At 71.1% G+C, this 19,695-nt stretch carries 19 protein-coding genes and 1 tRNA gene; 13 read left to right on the top strand and 7 right to left on the bottom strand.

What is annotated here, in order from left to right:
• Window positions 1-242: 242 nt before the first annotated feature.
• Window positions 243-926 (bottom strand): phosphate signaling complex protein PhoU, encoded by a 684-nt coding sequence (gene phoU, locus ACWDZ7_RS27580; protein WP_451516473.1) that lies wholly within the window; start codon window positions 924-926, stop codon window positions 243-245.
• Window positions 927-1,210: 284 nt separating this feature from the next.
• On the opposite strand from phoU, the gene ACWDZ7_RS27575 reads away from it, so the two are divergent.
• Both ACWDZ7_RS27575 and ACWDZ7_RS27570 read left to right on the top strand, forming a co-directional pair.
• Window positions 1,211-2,494, top strand: coding sequence for a sensor histidine kinase (locus ACWDZ7_RS27575; protein ID WP_451800619.1), 1,284 nt, complete (start codon window positions 1,211-1,213; stop codon window positions 2,492-2,494).
• Complete coding sequence (locus tag ACWDZ7_RS27570; protein ID WP_030362171.1) at window positions 2,491-3,171, top strand: response regulator transcription factor; 681 nt, start codon at window positions 2,491-2,493, stop codon at window positions 3,169-3,171. Before ACWDZ7_RS27575 ends, ACWDZ7_RS27570 begins: the two co-directional genes overlap by 4 nt.
• Before the next feature lie 83 nt (window positions 3,172-3,254).
• On the opposite strand, the gene ACWDZ7_RS27565 is transcribed toward ACWDZ7_RS27570, so the two are convergent.
• A complete protein-coding gene (locus ACWDZ7_RS27565) occupies window positions 3,255-3,956 on the bottom strand; it encodes a DUF461 domain-containing protein (RefSeq protein ID WP_451800618.1) in 702 nt (233 codons plus the stop codon).
• A gap of 614 nt (window positions 3,957-4,570) precedes the next feature.
• Here ACWDZ7_RS27565 and ACWDZ7_RS27560 point away from each other — a divergent pair.
• From ACWDZ7_RS27560 to ACWDZ7_RS27530, 7 genes are all read left to right on the top strand, one after another.
• Window positions 4,571-5,053, top strand: a complete 483-nt coding sequence (locus tag ACWDZ7_RS27560) for a CarD family transcriptional regulator (RefSeq protein ID WP_003953493.1) — start codon at window positions 4,571-4,573, stop codon at window positions 5,051-5,053.
• Window positions 5,054-5,365: 312 nt separating this feature from the next.
• Window positions 5,366-6,097 carry a 2-C-methyl-D-erythritol 4-phosphate cytidylyltransferase gene (gene ispD / locus ACWDZ7_RS27555; RefSeq protein ID WP_451800617.1) on the top strand — a complete coding sequence of 244 codons (732 nt, stop codon included), beginning with the start codon at window positions 5,366-5,368 and terminating at the stop codon, window positions 6,095-6,097.
• Window positions 6,087-6,602, top strand: coding sequence for a 2-C-methyl-D-erythritol 2,4-cyclodiphosphate synthase (gene ispF, locus ACWDZ7_RS27550; protein ID WP_451516477.1), 516 nt, complete (start codon window positions 6,087-6,089; stop codon window positions 6,600-6,602). Before ispD ends, ispF begins: the two co-directional genes overlap by 11 nt.
• A gap of 74 nt (window positions 6,603-6,676) precedes the next feature.
• Complete coding sequence (locus ACWDZ7_RS27545) at window positions 6,677-7,081, top strand: PPOX class F420-dependent oxidoreductase (RefSeq protein WP_451800616.1); 405 nt, start codon at window positions 6,677-6,679, stop codon at window positions 7,079-7,081.
• Between the two features lie 81 nt (window positions 7,082-7,162).
• A complete protein-coding gene (gene cysS / locus ACWDZ7_RS27540) occupies window positions 7,163-8,563 on the top strand; it encodes a cysteine--tRNA ligase (protein WP_451800614.1) in 1,401 nt (466 codons plus the stop codon).
• Window positions 8,564-8,668: 105 nt separating this feature from the next.
• Window positions 8,669-9,619 carry a 23S rRNA (guanosine(2251)-2'-O)-methyltransferase RlmB gene (gene rlmB / locus ACWDZ7_RS27535; RefSeq protein WP_451800612.1) on the top strand — a complete coding sequence of 317 codons (951 nt, stop codon included), beginning with the start codon at window positions 8,669-8,671 and terminating at the stop codon, window positions 9,617-9,619.
• Window positions 9,620-9,730: 111 nt separating this feature from the next.
• Complete coding sequence (locus ACWDZ7_RS27530) at window positions 9,731-11,404, top strand: DoxX family protein (protein ID WP_451800610.1); 1,674 nt, start codon at window positions 9,731-9,733, stop codon at window positions 11,402-11,404.
• A 69-nt stretch (window positions 11,405-11,473) separates the two neighbouring features.
• Here the strand turns inward: ACWDZ7_RS27530 and ACWDZ7_RS27525 are convergent, their stop codons facing one another.
• The 3 genes from ACWDZ7_RS27525 to ACWDZ7_RS27515 form a co-directional block, all read right to left on the bottom strand.
• On the bottom strand, window positions 11,474-12,193 hold the full coding sequence (locus ACWDZ7_RS27525) for a nucleotidyltransferase family protein (protein ID WP_451516482.1): 720 nt from the start codon (window positions 12,191-12,193) through the stop codon (window positions 11,474-11,476).
• Between the two features lie 36 nt (window positions 12,194-12,229).
• Entirely contained in the window at window positions 12,230-12,688 is a 459-nt protein-coding gene (locus tag ACWDZ7_RS27520; RefSeq protein WP_451800608.1) for a hypothetical protein, read from the bottom strand.
• Between the two features lie 215 nt (window positions 12,689-12,903).
• Window positions 12,904-14,040, bottom strand: coding sequence for an ABC transporter ATP-binding protein (locus tag ACWDZ7_RS27515; RefSeq protein WP_451800606.1), 1,137 nt, complete (start codon window positions 14,038-14,040; stop codon window positions 12,904-12,906).
• 216 nt (window positions 14,041-14,256) lie between these two features.
• On the opposite strand from ACWDZ7_RS27515, the gene ACWDZ7_RS27510 reads away from it, so the two are divergent.
• Window positions 14,257-14,330 (top strand) — tRNA-Thr (locus ACWDZ7_RS27510).
• 80 nt (window positions 14,331-14,410) lie between these two features.
• Here the strand turns inward: ACWDZ7_RS27510 and ACWDZ7_RS27505 are convergent.
• Window positions 14,411-15,835, bottom strand: coding sequence for an NAD(P)/FAD-dependent oxidoreductase (locus ACWDZ7_RS27505; protein WP_451800605.1), 1,425 nt, complete (start codon window positions 15,833-15,835; stop codon window positions 14,411-14,413).
• Window positions 15,836-15,944: 109 nt separating this feature from the next.
• On the opposite strand from ACWDZ7_RS27505, the gene ACWDZ7_RS27500 reads away from it, so the two are divergent.
• The 3 genes from ACWDZ7_RS27500 to ACWDZ7_RS27490 all read left to right on the top strand — a co-directional run bounded on the left by ACWDZ7_RS27500 (window position 15,945) and on the right by ACWDZ7_RS27490 (window position 18,347).
• Window positions 15,945-16,757, top strand: coding sequence for a DsbA family protein (locus tag ACWDZ7_RS27500; RefSeq protein WP_451800604.1), 813 nt, complete (start codon window positions 15,945-15,947; stop codon window positions 16,755-16,757).
• A gap of 51 nt (window positions 16,758-16,808) precedes the next feature.
• Window positions 16,809-17,759: an aminoglycoside phosphotransferase family protein gene (locus tag ACWDZ7_RS27495; protein WP_451800603.1), complete on the top strand. Its 951-nt coding sequence runs from the start codon at window positions 16,809-16,811 to the stop codon at window positions 17,757-17,759.
• 96 nt (window positions 17,760-17,855) lie between these two features.
• Complete coding sequence (locus ACWDZ7_RS27490; protein WP_451800602.1) at window positions 17,856-18,347, top strand: N-acetyltransferase family protein; 492 nt, start codon at window positions 17,856-17,858, stop codon at window positions 18,345-18,347.
• Between the two features lie 28 nt (window positions 18,348-18,375).
• Here ACWDZ7_RS27490 and ACWDZ7_RS27485 read toward each other — a convergent pair whose 3' ends face one another.
• Window positions 18,376-19,695 (bottom strand): GNAT family N-acetyltransferase, encoded by a 1,320-nt coding sequence (locus tag ACWDZ7_RS27485; RefSeq protein WP_451800601.1) that lies wholly within the window; start codon window positions 19,693-19,695, stop codon window positions 18,376-18,378.

The raw sequence follows: 19,695 nt of genomic DNA, 5'->3' as shown, positions 1-19,695 counted from the left end.
GACCATGGCCGAGTCCCCCAAGCCCGTCGTCATAGCGATGAACTGCACCTGCGGCCCCGGCTGCCAGTGCGGCTGCCAGTCCGGCGGCGCCTGCCAGTGCGGCGGCGGCTGCGGCTGACGCCCGGCGCCCCCCACACGGCAGGAGCAGTTTTCAGGAACAGGCAGGAACAGAACAGACCGTGCCCCGCACGACACCTGACGTCGCGCGGGGCACACACACGTACGACACGGCGCGAAAAGCCCTACGCCCCCTCCACCGCCGCCGGCCCCGACGCCTGGATCTCGTCCGCGTGCTCCCCCGTCACCAGATAGACGACCCGCTTGGCGACCGACACCGCGTGGTCCGCGAAGCGCTCGTAGTAGCGGCCGAGCAGCGTCACGTCGACGGCCGTCTCGATGCCGTGCTTCCAGCGGTCGTCCATCAGGTGCTGGAAGAGCGTGCGGTGCAGCTGGTCCATCTCGTCGTCGTCCTGCTCCAGCTGGAGCGCGAGGTCGACGTCCTTGGTGATGATGACCTCCGCCGCCTTCGCCATCAGGCGCTGCGCGAGCTGGCCCATCTCCAGGATCGTGGCGTGCAGGTCCCGCGGCACGGCCGAGTCCGGGAAGCGCAGCCGCGCCAGCTTGGCGACGTGCTGGGCGAGGTCGCCCGAGCGCTCCAGGTCGGCGCTCATCCGCAGCGAGGTCACGACGATGCGCAGGTCGGTGGCGACCGGCTGCTGCCGCGCGAGCAGGGCTATCGCGCGCGCCTCCAGCTCGTGCTGGAGGTCGTCGACCTTCTGGTCGGCGGCGATCACGCTCTCGGCCAGCTTCAGATCGGCGTCGAGCATGGCCGTCGTGGCGCGCCCGATCGCGGACCCGACCAGGCGGGCCATCTCGACCAGGCTCTCGCCGATCGAGTCAAGTTCCTCGTGGTACGCGTCCCGCATGTGGCTGTCCCTCTCTCGTACGTCTCAGGGGGCTGGCCCCTACGCTGCCACGGTGCGACCCCGACGCGTCCGTTTCCGGCACCCCGAATGAACCGCCCCTGTCATCAAGGTGAACTGTGGGCGACGTAGGACGACATCCCTGATCGTCCCCCGATCAGCCCCCTGCCGCACCCCTCAGAAGAAATGAACCGACGCCGTCTCCCCGGTGAACTCTGGGCGACGAGTGTTCGAGGCCGCACCCGAATGGCTGTGGACGGCACTCACCCGGCGCATAACCTGGAGACATGGACGTGAACGCGGCGGTCGCCGCAGCGGCAGCGATCGCCGGAGTGTGCACCGGCGTCATCGCCATGCTGGCGTTCCGCTGGAGCGAGCGCGACCAGAAACGCCCCACCCGGACCTCCCTGCACACCGACGCCGTCCTGCCACCGGGCGTGGACACCGTCCTCTCCGTGCTGCGCTCCTCCGCCGTCGTCCTCGACGAGGCGGACAGCGTCGTCAAGGCCAGCTCGGCGGCGTACGCGCTCGGACTCGTCCGCGGCGGCAAGCTCGCCGTCGAGCCGATGCTCAAGATGGCCCGTGACACCCGCCGCGACGGGGAGATACGCCAGGTCGAACTGGACCTCCCCCGGCGCGGCACCGGCCGCGGCGAGGCCCTCGCGGTCTCCGCGCGGGTGGCCCCGCTCGGCTCCCGGCTCGTGCTGCTCCTGGTCGAGGACCTCACGGAGGCCCGCCGCATCGAGGCGGTACGCCGCGACTTCGTCGCGAACGTGTCCCACGAGCTGAAGACCCCCGTAGGGGCCCTCAGCCTCCTCTCCGAGGCCGTCATGGACGCCTCCGAGGACCCCGAGGCCGTCGAACGCTTCGCGGGCCGCATGCAGATCGAGGCGACCCGCCTGACCAACCTCGTCCAGGAGCTGATCGACCTCTCCCGCGTCCAGAACGACGACCCCCTGGAGGACGCCGAACCCGTACGGGTCGACGAACTGGTGGCGGAGGCGATCGACCGCAGCCGGCACCAGGCCTCCCACAAACAGATCACCATGGCCGCGGGCGGCACCGCCGAGCTCCAGATCTGGGGCAACCGCGGCCAGCTCGCGGCGGCGCTCGGCAACCTCGTCGAGAACGCCGTGAACTACAGCCCCGCCCGCACCCGCGTGGGCATAGCCGCCCGACAGGTCAGCGCACCCGGCGGAGACTTCATCGAGGTCGCCGTCACCGACCAGGGCATCGGCATCTCCGACAAGGACAAGGAGCGCATCTTCGAGCGCTTCTACCGCGTCGACCCGGCCCGCTCCCGGGCCACCGGCGGCACGGGCCTCGGCCTCGCCATCGTCAAGCACGTGGCCGCCTCGCACGGCGGGGAGGTCACGGTGTGGAGCTCCGAGGGTCAGGGCTCCACCTTCACCCTGCGGCTGCCGGAGGCGGCCGCGCACCGCGAGCGCGGATCAGGTCACGGCGGCGGACTCGACATGGAGAACACCGGGAACACCGGGAACACCGAGAACGCCGCGACCGACGAGACCACTACGTACGAACCCATCCCTGCCCCGGAGGTCCTTCCGTGACCCGAGTGCTCGTCGTCGAGGACGAGGAATCCTTCAGCGACGCTCTGTCCTACATGCTCCGCAAAGAGGGCTTCGAGGTCGCCATCGCGGCCACCGGCCCGGACGGACTCGACGAATTCGAGCGCAACGGCGCCGACCTCGTCCTGCTCGACCTGATGCTGCCCGGCCTGCCCGGCACCGAGGTCTGCCGCCAGCTGCGCAGCCGCTCCAACGTCCCGGTGATCATGGTCACCGCCAAGGACAGCGAGATCGACAAGGTGGTCGGCCTCGAAATAGGAGCCGACGACTATGTGACCAAGCCCTTCTCGTCCCGCGAACTGGTCGCCCGCATCCGCGCGGTCCTGCGCCGCCGGGGCGAGCCGGAGGAGGTCGCCCCGCAGGCACTGGAGGCGGGCCCGGTCCGCATGGACGTCGACCGCCACGTGGTCACGGTCTCCGGCTCCAAGGTCGACCTGCCCCTGAAGGAGTTCGACCTCCTGGAGATGCTCCTGCGCAACGCGGGCCGCGTCCTGACCCGCATGCAGCTCATCGACCGCGTCTGGGGCGCGGACTACGTGGGCGACACGAAGACGCTGGACGTCCACGTGAAGCGACTGCGCGCCAAGATCGAGCCGGACCCGGGCGCCCCGCGCTACCTGGTGACGGTGCGCGGCCTCGGCTACAAGTTCGAGCCGTAGACCGCGAGCGGCCCGACGTGAGGAAGGGCGGGACCCCGGTGGGGGTCCCGCCCTTCCTCGTACGACGCGCGTACGTACGTGGATCAGTGCTCGGCGCCACCATCGGCATCGGTGCCGGCGTCGGTGCCAGTACCGGTACCGGGCTCCATGGAGGCCTCATCGGACGCGTGGCCCGACGGGTCGGTGGAGGCGCCCGTGGACGGCGCTCCCGGCTTCCCGGACTTCTCCGGCTCGGCGCCCGGCGCCTGCGGCACCTTGGTCGGGCCCCACTTGGTGAAGTAGCTCTCGGCGGGCACGACGAACGCCTTGAGCTTCACGTCGCCGGTCTTGCTGAAGGCGAAGGTGACCTGCTGGGCGTTGCCGTCCTTGACGGCCTCGCGGCCGCCGTCCAGGACGGCGGTGGCGTTGTTCTTGCCGCCGATGACGACGGATCCGCCGGCCGGGATGGTCAGCGGACCGTTCGCCTTGGAGGCCTTGTCGTCCTTGCCGGGCGTGATCTTGGCCTTCTCGGCGGCGCCGTTGACCCTGATCGACTCCAGGGTCTGGTCGGTCGTGCCTCCGTTGAAGATCGTCGCGGAGACCACGGCCGGGCCCTTGGCCTTCAGGTCCGGCTGGGTGATGACCATGGCGTTCTGGATCTTGATGTCACCGACGGAGGTCGCGGCGTTGTCCGGCTTGACCCCCAGCGTCTGGGCGTTGCTGCCGGCGCCGCACGCGGCGAGCGAGGCGAGCGAGAACGCGATGGCGGTGGCGGCGAGGGCGCCGCGTCGAAGGCTGCGGCTCACGGCGGCGGCAACTCCTTGAACGTGGGCGATACGGGACGGGCGGACGGCTGTAAAGCCGTCCTAAGGGTGTGTCAGCGCGCTTAGGTTACCCAGCCGTTCCCACGCCGCCGCACCCGACCCGCCCCTTGGGCCCGCGAGCCTCTTCCCGGGCGGTTCGGCCCGCCTCTGTGTCACGACCGCCCCATTGGCCACTCGTCCACCATTCACATAAGCGTCGCCGGGAGTCGGCCGGAACCCTCTCGCGGATTTCCGGTAAGGAATGCGGGCGGCCCGGAGAATTGATCACCGGCGGCTTGATAAATTCCGGAATCTGGCCGGACGGCGTGCGGTACACCTCTTCGGTCACCGAACGGAGTAGCGGAAGTTCACCGCTTGGAACCGCGCAAACCGGGACGTTCGGCCGCTCGGGGCGCTCTTGAGGGGGACGTAACGCCCCCGTTTCTCCCTCCCCGGAGAGCCGCTCCGACCTGCGAATACCCCGTTCCGGCGGCCCTCCGCAGCACGTTCCTGTTGCTGTTGTCAAGCCCCGAGATATGCCCTGACCTGCGAAAACGCCATTCAGAAGAGGCGATTCTCGTGTTAGGATGGATAGCCACGGAAGGGGTACCTGTCACATGACGTTCAAGGTTGGCGACACCGTGGTCTATCCCCATCACGGGGCCGCGCTGATCGAGGCCATCGAAACTCGCCAGATCAAAGGCGTGGACAAGACCTACTTGGTGCTGAAGGTCGCCCAGGGCGATCTGACGGTGCGTGTGCCAGCGGACAATGCGGAGTTCGTCGGCGTGCGTGATGTGGTCGGTCAGGACGGGCTGGACCGGGTCTTCGAAGTGCTGCGCGCGCCGTACGCCGAAGAGCCCACGAACTGGTCGCGTCGCTACAAGGCAAATCTCGAGAAGCTCGCGTCCGGCGATGTCATCAAGGTCGCGGAAGTCGTGCGTGACCTGTGGCGTCGTGAGCGTGAGCGTGGACTGTCCGCCGGTGAGAAGCGCATGCTCGCCAAGGCTCGTCAGATCCTGGTGAGTGAGCTCGCCCTCGCGGAGAACACGAACGAGGACAAGGCCGAGGCCCTGCTTGACGAGGTCCTCGCGTCCTGACGCGGACCGCCCGAGGCGCCCGCCTTGGCTGTCTGTCTTCGGCGCAATGGTTTTGACGCAATGATGCCGCGGTGCCCGCTGACCCTTAACCGGAGTCGCCGGGCGCTGCGGCATGTTCGTACCCAGACAGATATTTCTCGCACCCAGGCATACGTACGTGAGGGCGGCCCCAGGGAGCCGTGTGTGGCGTGCCGGGCTCGGGCAGCTGGCTCGACCAGATGTCACGGAAGGGTCCGGTCAAGATGTCGCGCCCGGCACGGCACGGTGAGGCCATACCCACGTCGGCCGAGCACACAAACCTGAACGGAACCGATGTCTAGCGAATCCCGTACCGCGGTGGTCATCCCCGCGGCAGGACGGGGCGTGCGCCTCGGCCCTGGCGCCCCCAAAGCGCTCCGCGCGCTGAACGGCACCCCGATGCTCGTCCACGCGATCCGCGCCATGGCGGAGTCCCGCGCCGTCTCCCTCGTCGTCGTCGTGGCACCCCCGGACGGCGTCCCCGAGGTCAAGACCCTCCTCGACGACCACGCGCTGCCCGAGCGCACCGACTTCCTCGTCGTGCCCGGCGGCGCCTCCCGGCAGGAGTCCGTGCGGGCCGGCCTGGACGTGCTGCCGCCCGGCATCGACATCGTGCTCGTGCACGACGCGGCCCGCCCGCTGGTGCCCGTCGACACGGTCGACGGCGTCATCGAGGCCGTACGCGACGGGGCGCCCGCCGTGGTGCCCGCGCTGCCGCTGGCCGACACCGTCAAGCAGGTCGAGCCCGCGGCGGCGCCCGGCGGGGCCGAGCCCGTCGTGGCCACGCCCGAGCGGGCCCGGCTGCGCGCCGTGCAGACCCCGCAGGGCTTCGACCGCGCCACACTCGTGCGCGCCCACGAGACCGTCACCGGCAACGTCACGGACGACGCCGGCATGGTCGAGCAGCTGGGCCTGCCGGTCGTCGTCGTGCCCGGCCACGAGGAGGCCTTCAAGGTGACGCGGCCCCTCGACCTCGTACTGGCCGAGGCCGTACTCGCCCGCAGGAGGGCCACCGATGGCTTCTGAGACATCCGCGGCGCCCCCTGTCCCTCTGCTGCCGCAGGTCGGCATCGGCACCGACATCCACGCCTTCGAAGAGGGCCGCGAACTGTGGTGCGCCGGTCTGAAGTGGGAGGACGAGGGACCCGGACTCGCCGGGCACTCCGACGCCGACGTCGTCGCGCACGCCGCGTGCAACGCGCTGTTCTCCGCGGCCGGCCTCGGCGACCTCGGCGCGCACTTCGGCACCGGCCGCCCCGAGTGGTCCGGCGCCTCGGGCCTCACCCTCCTCGCCGAGGCGGCCCGCATCGTCCGGGACGCCGGCTTCACCGTCGGCAATGTGGCGGTCCAGGTCATCGGCCCCCGCCCGAAGATCGGCAAGCGCCGCGACGAGGCGCAGAAGGTGCTCTCCGACGCCGCGGGCGCGCCGGTCTCGGTCTCCGGGGCCACCACCGACGGCCTCGGCTTCCCCGGCCGGGGCGACGGGCTCGCCGCGGTCGCCACCGCGTTGGTCGTACGTACGTCGCACTGAGGGCGATATCGGGTAGGTGTATGGCTCGTACAGGCGAGGCTCTCGCAGCCAGCTGCCCACAAAGGAGTGAAGCCATGTCCGCCGCACTGTCCGACCAGCTCAAAGCCCTCCTCGACGCCCCGTCCTTCATCGTCGTCGCCACCATCCAGCCCGACGGCAGCCCGCAGCTGTCGCCGGTCTGGGTGAAGCGGGACGGCGACGACGTGCTGTTCTCCACGACGGTCGGCCGCCGCAAGGAGAAGAACCTGCGCCGCGACCCGCGCGTGACGGTGCTGCTCCAGCCGTTCGACGCCCCTTATACGTACGCGGAGATCCGCGGCACGGCGGAGATGACGACGGAGGGCGGCCAGGAGCTGATCGACGAGCTGTCGCTGAAGTACACGGGCAAGAAGTACGCGGAGTTCAACCCGGCGTCGAAGGACGACTCCGAGCGGGTCGTGGTGCGGGTGTCGGCGCGGAAGGTGGTCGGCAGGGTCTGAGAGGGGCCCACACGTCACGGTTGCGTGTCCGGTGACGGAAGGGGGCGTGGGGCACTGTCCCGCGCCCACTACCCTGGAGTGGTGACGATTCGCCTGTACGACACCAGCGCCCGGCAGATCCGTGACTTCAGCCCCCTCCACGAAGGCTGTGTCTCGATCTACCTCTGCGGTGCCACGGTGCAGGCGGCCCCGCACATCGGGCACATCAGGTCCGGCCTGAACTTCGACATCATGCGCCGCTGGTTCATCTACCGCGGCTACGACGTGACGTTCGTGCGCAACGTGACCGACATCGACGACAAGATCATCAAGAAGTCGGCCGAGCAGGGCCGCCCCTGGTGGTCGATCGGGTACGAGAACGAGCGCGCCTTCAACAGCGGATACGACGCGCTCGGCTGCCTCCCGCCCACCTACGAGCCGCGCGCCACCGGCCACATCACCGAGATGGTCGAGATGATGCGCGCGCTCATCGAGCGCGGCCACGCCTACGAGGCCGACGGCAGCGTCTACTTCGACGTGCGGTCCTGGCCCGACTACCTGGAGCTCTCCAACCAGGACATCGACGACCTGCGCCAGCCCGACGAGGGCGTCGCGGGCAAGCGCGACCCCCGCGACTTCGCCATGTGGAAGGCCGTCAAGCCCGGCGAGCCCGCCTGGGAGACGCCGTTCGGCCGCGGCCGTCCCGGCTGGCACCTGGAGTGCTCGGCGATGGCCCACAAGTACCTGGGCGGCGAGTTCGACATCCACGGCGGCGGGATCGACCTGATCTTCCCGCACCACGAGAACGAGATCGCCCAGGCCAAGGCCTTCGGCGACGCGTTCGCGCGCTACTGGGCGCACAACGGCTGGGTCACCATGAGCGGCGAGAAGATGTCGAAGTCCCTCGGGAACTCGGTCCTCGTCAGCGAGATGGTCAAGCAGTGGCGCCCGATCGTGCTCCGCTACTACCTGGGCACCCCGCACTACCGCTCGATGATCGAGTACAGCGAGGAGGCCCTGCGCGAGGCCGAGTCCGCGTTCGCCCGCATCGAGGGCTTCGTGCAGCGCGTGGTGGAGAAGGCCGGCGGGGTCGTCGAGCCCGCCGACCAGGTGCCGCCCGCCTTCGCCGACGCCATGGACGACGACATGGGCGTCCCGCAGGCGCTCGCCATCGTGCACACCACGGTCCGCCAGGGCAACAGCGCGCTGGCCGCCGACGACAAGGAAGCCGCCGTGGCGCGCCTCGCCGAGGTGCGGGCCATGCTCGGCGTCCTCGGCCTCGACCCGCTCGACCCGCACTGGGCCGGCGGCGGGAGCGACCGGGGTGAAGACCTGCACGGCGCCGTCGACACCCTCGTCCGCATGGTCCTCGACCAGCGCGAGGCCGCCCGCGGCCGCAAGGACTGGGCCACCGCCGACGCCATCCGCGACCAGCTGGGCCAGTCGGGCCTCGTCATCGAGGACAGCCCGGCCGGTCCGCGCTGGACGCTCGGTCCGCGCTAGCACCCGCTGATGTGCCGCCCGGCGCCGTGGGCGGCACACTTCATAGACGTACACCTTCGCGCGTACGGACGTACGCGCACACGCATCACAACAGACAGGTAGGTCATGGCCGCTAACAACCGCCGCATGTCCGGCAAGAAAGGCGCACAGGTCGGCAGCGGCGGAAACCGGCGCCGCGGCCTCGAGGGCAAGGGTCCGACGCCGCCCGCCGAGGCGCGCAAGGGGCATGTGAAGAACCGCGTCGCCACCGCCAAGGCCAAGAAGGCCGTCGGCCGCCGTCCCGCGCCGAAGGGGCGCGGCGGCAAGTCGTCCTCCGAGATGGTCGTCGGCCGCAACCCGGTCTTCGAGGCGCTGCGCGACGGCGTGCCCGCCACCACGCTCTACGTCCAGCAGTTCATCGACAACGACGAGCGGGTCCGCGAGGCGCTCCAGCTCGCGGCCGAGCGCGGCGGCATCCACCTCATGGAGGCGCCGCGCCCCGAGCTGGACCGCATGACGAACGGCCTCAACCACCAGGGCCTCGTCCTCCAGGTCCCGCCGTACGAGTACGCGCACGCCGAGGACCTCGCCGCCGCCGCGTACGACGCCCGTGAGGACCCGCTGATCGTCGCGCTCGACGGCGTGACGGACCCGCGCAACCTCGGCGCGATCGTCCGCTCGGTGACGGCGTTCGCCGGCCACGGCGTCCTCGTGCCCGAGCGGCGCGCCGCCGGCATGACGGCCGGCGCCTGGAAGACGTCGGCGGGCACGGCCGCGCGTACGCCGGTCGCCCGCTGCACGAACCTGACGCGCGCCCTGGAGGCGTACAAGAAGGCGGGCATCGCGATCGTCGGCCTCGCCGCGGACGGCGAGCACGAGGTCGGTGACCTGGAGGCGCTCAGCGGCCCGGTCGTCATCGTCGTCGGCAGCGAGGGCAAGGGCCTGTCCCGCCTCGTCGGTGAGACGTGCGACTACCGGGTGCGGATCTCGATGCCCGGTGGCGCGGAGTCGCTGAACGCGGGCGTCGCGGCCGGTGTGGTGCTTTACGAGGCCGCGCGGCGCCGCGCGCAGGTGTAGTCGGGCGTACTGATGTCCGGGCCGCGTGGTCTCTTGACGGGGATCTCTTGACGCGGTCCGGACATTTGCGCGTGGTCAAGGCAGTGTCCTAAACAGACATCACTCGGTTAGATGAGTGTGGACACCAGAACACCCCGCACACCCACGGGGGGAAGCTCGTCAGGCTTCGACGAAGCTCCCGCGCTGAGCATGGTGAAGGTGCCGAGCGACCCGGCGCAGGTCATCGTCGCGCACGCGAGCTTCCGCGTGCAGCTCCCCGCCGGTGGGCGCATTCAATCCCCGCGTATCGCACGGCACTTGGGCCTCCCCGAGACGACGGCACGCGTCCCCGCCGCGGGACCGGCCGTCAAGCGCCGCGCGCCCCTCGTCTGGAGCGGGAAGTCCGAGCCGGGCGACCCCGGCGCGACCGGACTGCTGCAAGCCGTACGCGGCAGCGGCGTGCGCCGTTCGGCCGAAGAGGCAGGGCCCTACGACGACGGGGGTGCCACCCAGGTCATCCCGCGCATCGACCTCGACGACGGCCCCGGGACGGCCGGGACGCCCGCTGTCACCGGTCCGCGCGGCCCCGCCCCCCAGACCCAGCTGCTGCCGCAGATGCGGATGCCCAGCAGCGACTACGACGAGCGCCTCGCCCACGAGACCGAGGAGCTCCAGGCGTACGAGGCGTACGAGGCGTACGAGGGCGACGACGAGGAACAGGCCGAGGAGCGCAGGCGCCGCCACGGCAACGACCCGGTCCGGCACGCCTACTACCCCGGGCGCCGGATGAACCTCGGCGTCGTCCTCCTCCCGCTCCGTGTCTTCCTCGGCTTCATCTCCATCTACGCCGGCATGGGCAAGCTCTGCGACCCCGTCTACTTCGACGGCGGCGAGCGCGGCTCCATGGTCAAGTGGCTCAACTCGCTGCACCCGTGGGCGCTCGCCGAACCGCTGCGCGACTTCGCCCTCCAGCACCCGGTGGGCGCCGGGCTCAGCATCGCCTTCCTCCAGGTCATCGTCGGCGTCCTGACGGTGCTCGGGCTCTGGCAGCGGGTCGCCGCCTCCGTGGGCGTGCTGCTCTCCGCCGCGCTCATCGTCACGGTCAGCTGGAAGACCGTCCCCGCCTACGACGCGCCGGACATCATCTACCTCGCCGCCTGGTCGCCGCTGATCATCGCGGGCGCCCCCGTCTACTCCGTCGACGGACGCCTCGCGGGAGAGGCCTGGCGCAGGCTCGGGCCGCGCGCCGACATCTGGCAGCTGCGGCGGCGTGTGCTGCGGCGCGGCGGTCTGGTCGGCGCGTTCGCGATCGGCGTCACGCTGCTCCTCGGCTCGCTGCTCGGCGGCGCGGTGCGGGACGCGGACCGGGTCACCGTGCCCGGCCCCGGCGAGGCGCCGCGCAATGAGCTGCCGGGCTCCCCGCTCCCCGGGGACCCCGCGAAGAAGCGGCAGGAGCGGAAGTCGCAGAGCCCCTCCTCCTCCGGCTCCCCGACGCAGAGCAGCTCGGCGAGGCCCTCACCGGGCGCCACGGCTCCGGGCGCGGCCCCCGAGACGGGTACGGCCGGTTCCGTCCAGCAGCCGAGCCAGACGCAGGGCAGCAGCACGGCGGGCCAGGCCCCGCCGCAGCAGCCCGCGCCCCAGCGGCAGCAGCCACAGCAGCAGCCGCCGCCGGCCTCGACCGGGGGGCCGTCGTCCACCGGTGGCGGCTCCGGCGGGAGCACGGGCGGTGCCGGTGGCTCGGGCGGCTCCGGCGGCGCCGGGGGCGAGGAGCCCGGCGGGCTGCTGGGCGGTGTCCTCGGCCGCTGACCCCGTGGTGGTACGTCGAAGGGGCCCCGCACAGCGCAGGTGCGGGGCCCCTTCGACGTACGCGGGGTCTCAACGGGCCTGGGCGGCCAGTTCCTTGGCGGCCTCGGTGAGGTCCTTCGCCGTGTCGATCGCGCGCCAGTAGGCGCCCTGCGGCAGCGGGAAGCCCGCCAGGCGCTTCTCGCGGGCCAGGCGCGGGAACGTGGTGCGCTCGTGGTCGCCGAGGTCCGGCAGGAGCGCGGTGAAGGACGAGGAGAAGACGTACACGCCCGCGTTGATGAGGTACGGGGACGGCGGGGCCTCGATGAAGTCCGTGATGTGGCCGAACGTGTCCGTCTCGACGGCGCCCCATGGGATGCGGGGGCGGGCCAGGGCGAGGGTCGCGGTGGCGTCGCGCTCGGCGTGGAAGGCCGCCATGTCGCGCAGCGAGAAGCGCGTCCAGATGTCGCCGTTCGTCGCGTACCAGGGGCGGTCCGCGTGCGGGAGGTGGCGGGCGGCGTGCTTGAGGCCGCCGCCGCGGCCGAGCGGTTCCTTCTCGACGACCGTGGTGACGTTCAGCGGGAGGTCGGCGGAGTCCAGCCACTCCTGGAGGACTTCGGCGAGGTGGCCGCAGGAGATGACGGCGTCCGTCACGCCTTCCGCGGCCAGCCAGGCAAGCTGATGGCCGATGATCGGGGTCCCCGTGCCGGGGATCTCGACCATCGGCTTGGGCCGGTCGTCGGTGTAGGGCCGGAGGCGGGAGCCCTGGCCTCCGGCCAGGACTACGGCCTGCGTGGGGTTCAGCGTGGTCATGCCGGAAACCCTACGCGGCGGTCCGGCCGGGTCGGGTCAGCGGTTCTGGTGGGCCGCCACTCCCGACGCGAAGGATGTGTCGCACACGGGCCTGGCGTACGACTGGGCGCGCGTCGGGCCGTACTTCTCCACGGCGGCGCGGCCGAGGGCCTTGGCGATGGCCACGCAGTGCCGGGCGAGCGACGGGTGACGGTCCACCTCCTGCTGGAGGTGGGTGAGCGCGATGCCGGGGTTCTTCTCCTGGAGGTCCAGGAGGAGCCGGTCGCGCAGGATGTCCTGCGGGGCGCGGGACTTGGCCGGTACGGAGAGGTTGTCGGCGGATGCGGTGAGCATCGAGTCCGAGGAGCTTCCCGACCAGTTGACGCTGGTGACCGCGAGGGTCCCGGAAAGCACCAGCATCACGGGCAGGACGAGAGCGAGCGTGCGGCCGATGCGGCGGGCGGGGCCCCGGTGGGCTCGGCGCGACTTCTGGGTGTAGTTGGCGGAGTGCGTCACGCGTGAGAGCGTAGCGCTAGGTGATGATTTGGCGACATTTAGTCACTCGGTCGAGGGACGGCGAAGAGGTTTGCTCTGGCGCGGTGTTGACGCGGCCCGTGCGAAATGACCGGTCTGCCGGGGTATTTGTCGACAGTGTGACGTGTCCGCCCGATACGCCAAGGGGCCCCGCACCGGAAGGTGCGAGGCCCCTGGCAGGCAGTGCGCGTGGTGCGTCAGTCGGTGAGCCGCTCGCCCGTCGACGTCGAGAAGACGTGGGTCTCGCCCGGGCGCGGCACGACGTGCAGCTGGCTGCCCTTCTCCGGGACCCGGCGGCCGTTCACACGGACGACGAGGTCCTTGTGCTCGCCGTTGACCTCGGCGGAGCCGTAGACGTAACCGTCGGCGCCGAGCTCCTCGACGACGTTCACGGAGACGGCGAGGCCGGCCGGGGCGTCCTCGGTCTCCTTGGAGAGGGACTTCGCGGCGGCGCCGTCCTGCTCGACGATGTCGAAGTGCTCCGGGCGGACACCGACGGTGACGGTGCGGTCCCCGCGGTCGGCGGCGGCGCTCAGGGCATCGCGGTTCACCGGCACCACGGAGTTCCCGAACTTCACACCACCGTCGGTGATCGGCACCTCGACGAGGTTCATGGCGGGGGAGCCGATGAAGCCCGCGACGAAGAGGTTCGCCGGGCGGTCGTACATGTTGCGGGGGCTGTCCACCTGCTGGAGCAGACCGTCCTTGAGCACGGCCACGCGGTCGCCCATGGTCATGGCCTCGACCTGGTCGTGCGTGACGTACACCGTGGTGATGCCGAGGCGGCGCTGGAGGCTCGCGATCTGCGTACGCGTCGACACACGCAGCTTGGCGTCGAGGTTGGAGAGCGGCTCGTCCATGAGGAACACCTGCGGCTCACGCACGATGGCGCGGCCCATGGCGACACGCTGGCGCTGACCGCCGGAGAGCGCCTTGGGCTTGCGGCCCAGGTACTCGGTGAGGTCCAGGATCTTCGCCGCGTCCTCGACCTTCTGGCGGATCTCGGCCTTGTTGACGCCGGCGATCTTCAGGGCGAAGCCCATGTTGTCGGCGACGGTCATGTGCGGGTACAGCGCGTAGTTCTGGAACACCATGGCGATGTCCCGGTCCTTCGGCGGCAGATGCGTGACGTCGCGGTCACCGATGCGGATGGCACCGGCGTTCACGTCCTCCAGCCCCGCGAGCATCCGGAGCGAGGTGGACTTGCCGCAGCCGGACGGGCCGACGAGTACGAGGAACTCGCCGTCCTCGATCTCGATGTCGAGGCCGTCGACGGCGGGCTTGTCGCCACCCGGGTAGATGCGGGTCGCCTTGTCGAACGTAACAGTGGCCATGGTGAGGGCCCCCTTCACCGGCAGGAACGTGCCGGACGATCCGAGTAGAGGGAGTGGTGTAGTCCACCTGAGTGAACTGCTCGTGACCGTACCCCGGAGGTCCGGGGTCTGTCAGTAGTCGGGGCGGGCCGACCTTCGCGGAAATTTTCGACGGGCGCCGGACGTCGTTGGTTACACTGCACGGGCACGGCCACATGCATGTGCGGTCCGGTGCATGCCTCCTTAGCTCAGCTGGTCAGAGCGCCGCTCTTGTAAAGCGAAGGTCGTCGGTTCGAATCCGACAGGGGGCTCCGCGCGACGAAGGCCCAGGTCACCTGAGGGTGGCCTGGGCCTTTCGCGTTCGTGTGCCGTCCGTGGTGCCGCGGCGCGTTCAGTGCCGGCCCGCCACCCGGTCCGCCAGGCGGGCCAGGCGGGAGGAGTTCGTGGTGTGGGTGGTCTGTTCGCGGCGGTCGGCTGCGTGGTACGTGGCGTACATGCCGTGGACGCCGAGCCAGCGGAAGGGTTCCGGTTCCCATTTGCGGACCTTGTGGTTGGCCCAGGGGAGGGTGGTGAGGTCCGTGGGGCCCGCCTGGCCCGAGTCCTGTTGGAGCAGGTCGCGCAGGGTACGGGCGGCGAGGTTGGCGGTGGCGACGCCTGAGCCGACGTAGCCGCCGGCCCAGCCGAGGCCCGTCGCGCGGTCCAGGGTGACCGTCGCGCACCAGTCTCGGGGGACGCCGAGGACGCCGGACCAGGCGTGGGCCACGCGGACCCCGGCGAGCTGGGGGAAGAAGCGGGTCAGGATGGTGTGGAGCGCCTCGATCGTGGGCTGCTGGGTGCGGCCGTCGTTGTCCGTCTTCGAGCCGTAGCGGTAGGGGACGCCGCGACCGCCGAGTGCGATGCGGTCGTCGGCGGTGCGCTGGGCGTACATGTACGCGTGGGCCATGTCGCCGAGGGCTTCGCGGCCCTCCCAGCCGATGGAATCCCACTGGGCGGGTGACAGGGGTTCCGTCGCGATCATCGAGGAGTTCATGGGGAGCCAGGTGCGGCGCCGGCCCTGGAGAGAGGCCGTGAAGCCCTCCGTGCAGCGCAGGACGTAGGGGGCGCGGACCGTGCCGTAGGGGGTGATCGCGTGCTTCGGTTTGATCTCCGTGACCGGCGTCGACTCGTGGATCGTGACGCCGAGGGCCTCCACCGTCTCCGCCAGACCCTTGACCAGCTTCGCCGGGTGCAGGCGCGCGCCGTGCGGGGTCCACGTGGAGCCGACGGCTCCGGCGACGCGGACGCGCTCGGCGGTCTCGCGGGCGCCGTGCAGGGTGCGGTCCTTCTCGCCGTAGGAGAGTTCCGTCGCGTGGAAGGACTTGAGGCGTGCCAACTGGGCCGGGGTGCAGGCGATCTCCAGGACGCCGCCCTGGTGGATGTCCGCCTCGATGGACTCCTCGGCGGCGGTGCGGATCACCTCGGCGACGGTCTCGTTCATGGCCCGCTGGAGGCGGACCGCGGCCTCGTGGCCGTGCAGCTTGGCGTAGCGGTCGCGGCCCGCGATGCCGTTGTAGAGCCAGCCGCCGTTGCGGCCGGAGGCGCCGTAGCCGCAGAACTTCTGCTCCAGGACGGTGATGCGGAGGAAGGGGGCGGCCTTCTTGAGGTAGTACGCGGTCCACAGGCCGGTGTAGCCGCCGCCGACGACGCAGACGTCCGCCGTGGCGTCGGAGGTCAGGGGTTCGCGCGCCGCGGGCAGGCCGTCGTCCGCGTACCAGAACGATATGCCGCCGTTGACGGTGCCGGTCGAGGTGTCCGTGTTCGTCGTGCTGCTGCTCATGGGCGGACGTTACTGCGCAGGTGGGGGCGGTGGGGAGGTTCGGTTCCGATACTTTGAGCGGAACTGGGACTGGGATCCGGGACCTGTCGAAAACTTGGAGGAGCTACTCATGGCCGTACACAAGGCCGGGCGCAAGGCCGCTCGCGTCGCCACCGCGGTGGCCGCTGCGGCGCTGATCGGGGTGGCCGCGTCCGCCTGTGGTCCCGACGGTGGCGACAACGGCGGTGGCAAGGGTGGTGACAAGGGTGGTGGCGCCGGGAAGTCGTCGTCTGCCGCGCCCGAGTCGACGGGGCCGGAGTCCGATGCCCCTGGCGCTCCCGAGGCGAAGGCTCCGTCGGCGTCCAGTGCCCGGCTCGCCAAGGTGCCCGCCTCCGTGAAGGGCGGTGTGATCACCGTCGGCGATCCGAAGGCCCGGCACACGGTCAAGGTGTACGAGGACTCGCGCTGCCCGTTCTGCAAGAAGTTCGAGGAGGGCGGGGCGCAGGCGCTGGTCGAGCCGGTGGCCGACGGCAAGGTCAAGGTCGAGTACGTGATCGCCTCGTTCCTCGACAGGAACCTCGGCGGCAGCGGCTCCGTGAACGCGGCGAACGCGCTGCGGGCGTCGGTGGACGCGGGCAAGTTCCCGCAGTTCCACGCCGCCGTCTTCGCCAACCAGCCCGAGGAGGAGTCGGACGACGCCTACACCCCGGCCTTCCTGCTGAAGATCGCCGACAAGGTCGACGGGCTGCGGGGCGGCGCCTTCGACAAGGCGGTGACCAAGGGGACGTACAAGAAGTGGGTCGGCGAGGCGATGACGACCTTCAGCGACGACGGGATCCAGGGCACGCCCACCGTCCTCGTCGACGGTGAGAAGCCGGCGGGTGACTCGCTCTACGACCAGGGGGCGTTCGCCAAGGAGCTCAAGTCGGCGGGGATCTCCTGACGCGGGGATCCCTGGGTGCGCGGCTCCGGAAACGTGGCTCCGGAAACGCGAATGCGGGGCCGCGCGTGCGTCGGTAGCGTGCCGGGGGTGATCGACATTCGCGTTCCGGACGAGTTGGTCGCCTCGCAGCACATGTACGCCGGTGCGGCGGGGCGCGCCTTCATCGACGTACTGCCCACGCGCGTACGGGAGTTCGTCGAACGGTGGGATCTGACGCCCGACGGGGACCCGATGCACGGCCAGGCCGCGCTCGTGCTGCCCGTGGTGCGCGCCGACGGCACGCCCGCCGTGGCCAAGTTCCAGGTGCTGGACGAGGAGACCGAGGGCGAGCCGGTCGCGCTGCGGATGTGGGGCGGCGACGGAGCCGTCCGGCTCCTGGACCACGACGCCGCGACCGGCACGATGCTGCTCGAACGCCTCGACGCGGGGCGGATGTTGTCGACGATGGCCGACACCCGCGAGGCCGTCCTCGTCATCGCCGGCCTCCTCGCCCGGCTGACCGCGAGGCCCGCGCCGGAAGGCATGCGGCGGCTCGGCGACATCGCGGCGCGGATGGTCGACGACCTGCCGGCGGCCCTGAAGGCGATCCCCGACCCGGCCGAGCGTGCGATCGTCGAGCGGTGCGGGGGCGCGGTGCGCGAGGTCATGGGGGAGGCCGGTGACCGGCTGCTCCACTGGGACCTGCACTTCGAGAACGTACTGGCGTCCGCGCGGGAGCCCTCCCAGTCCTCGCGGCCGTCACAGTCGTGGCTCGCCATCGATCCCAAGCCCCTTGCCGGGGACCCGGGGTTCGACCTCTGGCCCGCCCTCGACAACCGCTTCGAGGCGGAGGAGGTGCTGTGGCGGTTCGACGCGATGACCGAGGTACTCGGGCTCGACCGTGAGCGGGCACGCGCCTGGACGCTCGGGCGGATGCTGCAGAACGCGCTGTGGGAGATCGAGGACGGGCGGCCGCTGGTGGCGGACCACATGGAGATCGCGCGGCGGCTGCTGGGGCGGTGAGGCGCCGCCGGGCTGGTGGGGTTCCACCGGCGAGGCGGCGCTCGGCTGGTGAGACGGCGTTGACCTCGGTGGGCCGCCGCTGGCTAGCCTGCCCCCATGATTCGTACCGCCACACCCGCCGACATCCCCGTCATCCACGCCTTGGTGCGCGACCTCGCCACGTACGAGAAGGCGCCCGACGAGGCCAAGGCCACCGAGGAGCAGCTGCGCGAGGCGCTCTTCGGGGAGCGGCCCGCCGCGTTCGCGCACATCGCGCAGGACGACGCGAGCGGCGACGTGGTGGGCTTCTCGCTGTGGTTCCTCAACTTCTCGACGTGGCGGGGCGTGCACGGGATCTACCTGGAGGACCTGTACGTACGTCCTGAGGCGCGCGGCGGCGGGCACGGCAAGGCGCTCCTCACCGAGCTGGCCCGCATCTGCGTGGAGCGCGGTTACGAGCGACTGGAGTGGTCCGTCCTCGACTGGAACGAACCCTCCATCAACTTCTACAAGTCGCTCGGCGCGCGGCCGCAGGACGAGTGGACCGTGTACCGGCTGACCGACGAGGCGCTCACCGAGCTGGGCTCACCGCGGGCCGCCGGGGCCTAGGCCGGGCGGGGCCCAGGCCGGGCGGGGCCTAGAACTCGTCCACCGTGTGCGGCAGCCGGGCGGTGGCCAGCGCCGCGTCCAGTGCCGTCGCCGTGCCCGGGGTGTGCTCCTGGGCGAGGCCCGCGTCGACCAGGGCGGCGATCCTCGTCCCGCCGAGGTAGGCGGCGGCCAGGTCGCGTACGTCGAGGGTGAGGTCGGCCGGAACCGGGCGCTCCATCCCCTCGTGCCTATCCTCGTACCCTTCGTACTCCTCACACCTCTCGTACGTACAGCCTTCGGGGGACGCCGTCAGGCGGTGGCGGCCCGCGTTGGCGGGGAGGCGGTCGTCGCGGACGTCGAGGACCACGTCCACCGGAGCCGCCCAGGAGCGGGCGGTCAGCGCGGCGCGTACGTCGATGAGGCGGACCCACAGCGCCGGGAACTGCCCGGTGATCCGCACCTGGTCGCGGTCGGCGGCGAAGAGCAGCAGCGGGTCGTCGAGGGGGCGGCCCCAGGCGCGGACGACGCCCGTCAGGTCGATCGAGGCGAGGTAGCGCCACAGGGCGGCCGCGGCGGCCGGGGTGTCCGCCTCCAGATCGTCCAGGCGGACCAGGCCGGGGGCGTCTTCGCGGGTCTTGGTGCGGTAGATGGCGTAGCCGGCGATGGGGTGGGTGGAGCCGGCGGGGTCTCCGGGGTCTCCGGCGAGGGTGACGATGCGGGGTGGGGACAGCTCGTCGTCCTCCTCGTCCTCCTTCACCATCCACTCCTCGCGCCACCACGCCTCCGTACGGACGAGACGGCCGGCGCGCTCGGTGCGGGTGCGGGCGTAGTACGGACCGAGCACGTCCGGGGCGTCGGCCGGGTCGACCAGGCGCAGCGGGCGGTCGTCCGGCGTGATGCGCAGGGCCAGCGGGCGGCGGGAGTCGATCTCCACGGTGTTGCCGTGCGTGGCGGGGCCGAAGCCGAACCTGCCGTAGATGGCGTCCTCGGACGCCCACAGGGCGGCGATCGGCGCGCCGTCGGCCGCGCCTCTGGCGAACAGCTCCGCGATCATCCCGGAGAGCACACCGCGCCGCCGGTGCGTCGGCGCCACGGAGACGAACGTCAAGGAAGGGCAGGGCACTTCGCCGCCGGGGACCGACACCGTGAAGGGACACGCCGCCAGGAAGCCGACGAGTTCGTCACCGTCGTACGCACCGATGCGGGTGTAGCCGAGCAGCAGGTCGTGGTGGTGCTTGCGCTTCTCGTCCTCCGGACTCTCGTGGAAGGCGAGGTACGAGAGGGACAGGGCGCGGTCGATCTCCGTCTCGGGGACGTCGCGGAACTGAATGGAGCGCTGGGCGAGGGGCTGGACGGGTTCCATATCCAT

Source organism: Streptomyces sp. NPDC003032, assembly GCF_053591415.1.
The sequence above is the reverse complement of the archived record's forward strand: the minus strand, read 5'-3'. Positions and strand labels throughout refer to the sequence as shown.

Coding starts and splice junctions, on each gene's coding strand:
- ACWDZ7_RS27495 (WP_451800603.1), top strand. CDS start 16,809: ATGCGGGGCCGCGCGTGCGTCGGTAGCGTGCCGGGGGTGATCGACATT.
- ACWDZ7_RS27560 (WP_003953493.1), top strand. CDS start 4,571: ATGACGTTCAAGGTTGGCGACACCGTGGTCTATCCCCATCACGGGGCC.
- ACWDZ7_RS27525 (WP_451516482.1), bottom strand. CDS start 12,193: ATGACCACGCTGAACCCCACGCAGGCCGTAGTCCTGGCCGGAGGCCAG.
- ispF (WP_451516477.1), top strand. CDS start 6,087: ATGGCTTCTGAGACATCCGCGGCGCCCCCTGTCCCTCTGCTGCCGCAG.
- rlmB (WP_451800612.1), top strand. CDS start 8,669: ATGGCCGCTAACAACCGCCGCATGTCCGGCAAGAAAGGCGCACAGGTC.
- ACWDZ7_RS27490 (WP_451800602.1), top strand. CDS start 17,856: ATGATTCGTACCGCCACACCCGCCGACATCCCCGTCATCCACGCCTTG.
- ACWDZ7_RS27575 (WP_451800619.1), top strand. CDS start 1,211: ATGGACGTGAACGCGGCGGTCGCCGCAGCGGCAGCGATCGCCGGAGTG.
- ACWDZ7_RS27485 (WP_451800601.1), bottom strand. CDS start 19,695: ATGGATATGGAACCCGTCCAGCCCCTCGCCCAGCGCTCCATTCAGTTC.
- ACWDZ7_RS27500 (WP_451800604.1), top strand. CDS start 15,945: ATGGCCGTACACAAGGCCGGGCGCAAGGCCGCTCGCGTCGCCACCGCG.
- ACWDZ7_RS27505 (WP_451800605.1), bottom strand. CDS start 15,835: ATGAGCAGCAGCACGACGAACACGGACACCTCGACCGGCACCGTCAAC.
- phoU (WP_451516473.1), bottom strand. CDS start 926: ATGCGGGACGCGTACCACGAGGAACTTGACTCGATCGGCGAGAGCCTG.
- ACWDZ7_RS27530 (WP_451800610.1), top strand. CDS start 9,731: ATGAGTGTGGACACCAGAACACCCCGCACACCCACGGGGGGAAGCTCG.
- ispD (WP_451800617.1), top strand. CDS start 5,366: ATGTCTAGCGAATCCCGTACCGCGGTGGTCATCCCCGCGGCAGGACGG.
- ACWDZ7_RS27545 (WP_451800616.1), top strand. CDS start 6,677: ATGTCCGCCGCACTGTCCGACCAGCTCAAAGCCCTCCTCGACGCCCCG.
- ACWDZ7_RS27515 (WP_451800606.1), bottom strand. CDS start 14,040: ATGGCCACTGTTACGTTCGACAAGGCGACCCGCATCTACCCGGGTGGC.